The sequence below is a fragment of the Peribacillus sp. P4_D6 genome (genome assembly GCF_056401795.1).
Map to the genome: position 1 here is coordinate 1 of NZ_JBFUIQ010000248.1, position 3,200 is coordinate 3,200.

3 protein-coding genes are annotated in these 3,200 nt (G+C 39.1%); all 3 read left to right on the forward strand.

The annotated features are described in order from the left end of the window. On the forward strand, positions 1-1,571 hold a 1,571-nt coding region (gene glgB, locus AC1DVB_RS26245), incomplete at its 5' end, for a 1,4-alpha-glucan branching protein GlgB (RefSeq protein WP_477591721.1). Continuing rightward, a complete protein-coding gene (locus AC1DVB_RS26250) occupies positions 1,571-2,737 on the forward strand; it encodes a glucose-1-phosphate adenylyltransferase (RefSeq protein WP_057277564.1) in 1,167 nt (388 codons plus the stop codon). The genes glgB and AC1DVB_RS26250, both read left to right, overlap by 1 nt. Before the next feature lie 17 nt (positions 2,738-2,754). Beyond that, positions 2,755-3,200, forward strand: a 446-nt coding sequence (locus AC1DVB_RS26255; protein ID WP_477591723.1) for a sugar phosphate nucleotidyltransferase, incomplete at its 3' end; no start/stop codon positions are given.

The following is a 3,200-nucleotide window of genomic DNA, read 5'->3' on the forward strand; positions in this document are numbered from 1 at the left end:
CTGCTTCGGTCATTAAAAGGCTGGATAATTTTGAATGGCAAGATTCGAAGTGGATAGCCGATAGGAAAAAGGAAAATATTTATCAAAAACCCATGTCCATTTATGAAGTGCACCCAGGAACATGGAAACAGAAAGAAGATGGTGAATTTTATTCGTACCGTGAATTGGCTGATAGATTAGTTGAATATGTGATTGATAATAGTTTTACACATATTGAAATCATGGCCATAATGGAACACCCTTTTGATAAATCTTGGGGATACCAGGTCACGGGTTATTATTCCGTAAACAGTCGGTACGGTTCACCGGAAGATTTTAAATATTTAATTAACCTTTGCCACCAAAAGGGCATAGGAGTAATCCTTGACTGGGTTCCCGCCCATTTTTGTAAAGACGCGCATGGACTTTCCCGTTTTGATGGTACACCTCTCTATGAACCAATTGATTACACGAGAGCAGATCGCCCGTTATGGGGGACATACAACTTTGATTTTACTAAACCAGAAGTAATCAGTTTCCTTATATCAAATGTAATGTTTTGGATGGATGAATACCATATTGATGGGGTTCGTGTCGATGCGGTATCGTCAATGGTTTACTTGAATCATGATAATCCATTGCCGGTCAAGCTGAAAAACCAGTTTGGCGGTGAGGAAAACCTGGAAGCCATACAATTTTTACAAAAACTTAACGAAGTGGTTTTCAAGAAATATCCCAATGCATTAATGATGGCTGAAGAAGCGACAGACCGGCCACTTATCACTTCACCTACCGATATAGGCGGCCTGGGCTTTAATTACAAATGGAATATGGGATGGACTAACGATATCCTTCGTTATATGAAACTTGAAACAAATGAAAGGCCATATCATCATAACCTCTTAACATTTTCATTTTTCTATGCTTTTTCAGAAAATTTTGTCTTGCCCTTTTCACATGATGAAGTGGTTCATGGCAAGAAGTCATTATTGAATAAAATGCCAGGTGACTATTGGCAGAAGTTTGCAAATTTACGGTTACTTTTTGGGTATTTCATGACGCATCCTGGAAAGAAGCTTCTATTTATGGGAGGAGAATTTGGCCAATTCATAGAATGGAAAGATGAGGAACAATTGGATTGGCTGCTTTTGAAATATGAATCTCACGAAAAGATGGCATATTACTTCCGTACCCTTCAGGCCTTTTACAGCCAAACTTCCTCCCTTTGGAGACTGGATCATGTCCAGGAGGGTTTTGAATGGATCGATCCGAACAATAGTGAACAAAGTATCATCACCTTTATGAGAAGAGGTAAACGCAAAGGCGATTATTGCATTGTTGTCTGTAATTTTTCTGCACAGGCTCATGCTCACTATCAAATAGGTGTACCATCCCAAGGCAAATATATAGAAGTTTTCAGCAGTGATTCAGCAGCTTTCGGAGGATCGGGTCAGATCAATGAAGAACCCATTAATGTTAAAAAGATACCATACCATAATCAACCATACAGTATGGAAATAACTGTACCTCCATTAGGCATTTCTATTTTTATGAAGCAAACAAAAAAAAGACGGGGGAGAGTGACCGAATAATGGGAGCGAAAAAATGGATAGCAATGTTATTGGCAGGAGGCCAGGGTTCAAGGTTAGGCGAATTGACGATTGGTTTGGCAAAACCAGCTGTTCCCTTTGGCGGTAAATATAGAATCATCGATTTTCCATTAAGTAACTGCACTCATTCTGGTATAGATACGGTTGGGGTACTGACCCAATACCAGCCATTGATTCTAAATGATTATGTTGGTAATGGCAAAGCTTGGGACCTTGATTTGGATGTTGGCGGAGTTTCCGTACTTCCCCCTTATCAAGGGAAAGAAGGCGGTGAATGGTATAAAGGGACGGCAAATGCTGTTTATCAAAATATCCAATACATTGATAACTATGATCCGGAACATGTACTGATTCTCTCTGGTGACCATATTTATAAGATGGACTACAGTAAGATGCTGGATTATCACATCGAAAAAAATGCAGAGGCAACAATAGCGGTCATTCAAGTGCCGTGGCAGGAAGCAAGTCGTTTCGGAATCATGAATACCAATGATGATGATAAAGTCACACAATTTGACGAAAAACCAAAATACCCAAAAAGTAATCTTGCTTCCATGGGAGTTTACCTTTTCAATTGGAAAACCCTAAGACGGTATTTAATCAATGATGAAAAAGACGAAAATTCTTCCAATGATTTTGGCAGCAACATCATTCCAAAAATGCTTGAAGATCGAAAAAAGCTATATGCCTACCGTTTTAATGATTATTGGAAAGATGTTGGAACGGTCGAAAGTCTTTGGCAGGCACATATGGACTTATTGGAGGATACGCCAAATTTCCAGTTGAATGATCAGCAATGGAAAATTTTTGCCCGCAATGCAAATCATCCACCGCAATATATATCACCGGATGCCGAGGTCAGTCAGTCGCTTATCAATGAAGGATGCATGATACATGGGAACATTGAACATTCGGTTTTATCCTATAATGTACAGGTGGGCTATGGTTCAACCATAAAAGATTCAGTCATCATGCCTAATGTCACGATTGGTAAAAACGTTCATATAGAAAGAAGCATCATAGCCAGTAATTGTGTTATAGAAGATGGTGCCGTAGTTGGCAATTCAGCGGTGACATCCGATATTACCTTAATTGGTGAAAATCAGACCATTATCAATCCAAACAAAAAAAAGATCACTCTTAACTAGAAAAAGGGGAAGATGCTATGGAAAATGTGTTGGGTATTATAAACTTAATCAATGAAAGACAACATTTAAAAGATCTGACTGCTCACCGTAATGTAGCATCTGTGCCATTTGGTGGACGCTACCGTTTGATTGACTTTACTATGTCGAATCTCATTAATGCAGATGTATCAAAAGTAGCCGTTTTCCCAAAAGAAAAGTATCTTTCAGTTATGGATCATCTTGGCTCAGGTAAAGAATGGAACTTGGATCGGCGTTCAGGAGGCTTATACATCTTGCCCCCTATCCATCCGGATGAAACGGTAACAGGCGATATGAAACAATTTTATGATCATCTCAGCTTTTTCGAACGCGCAGAGGCAGATACTGTCATCATTTCCCCAGGAAGCCATGTATGCAAATTGGATTTTAATGAAGTGCTTGATTATCATAAAAAACATAAAGCGGATATCACGGTGGTATATAA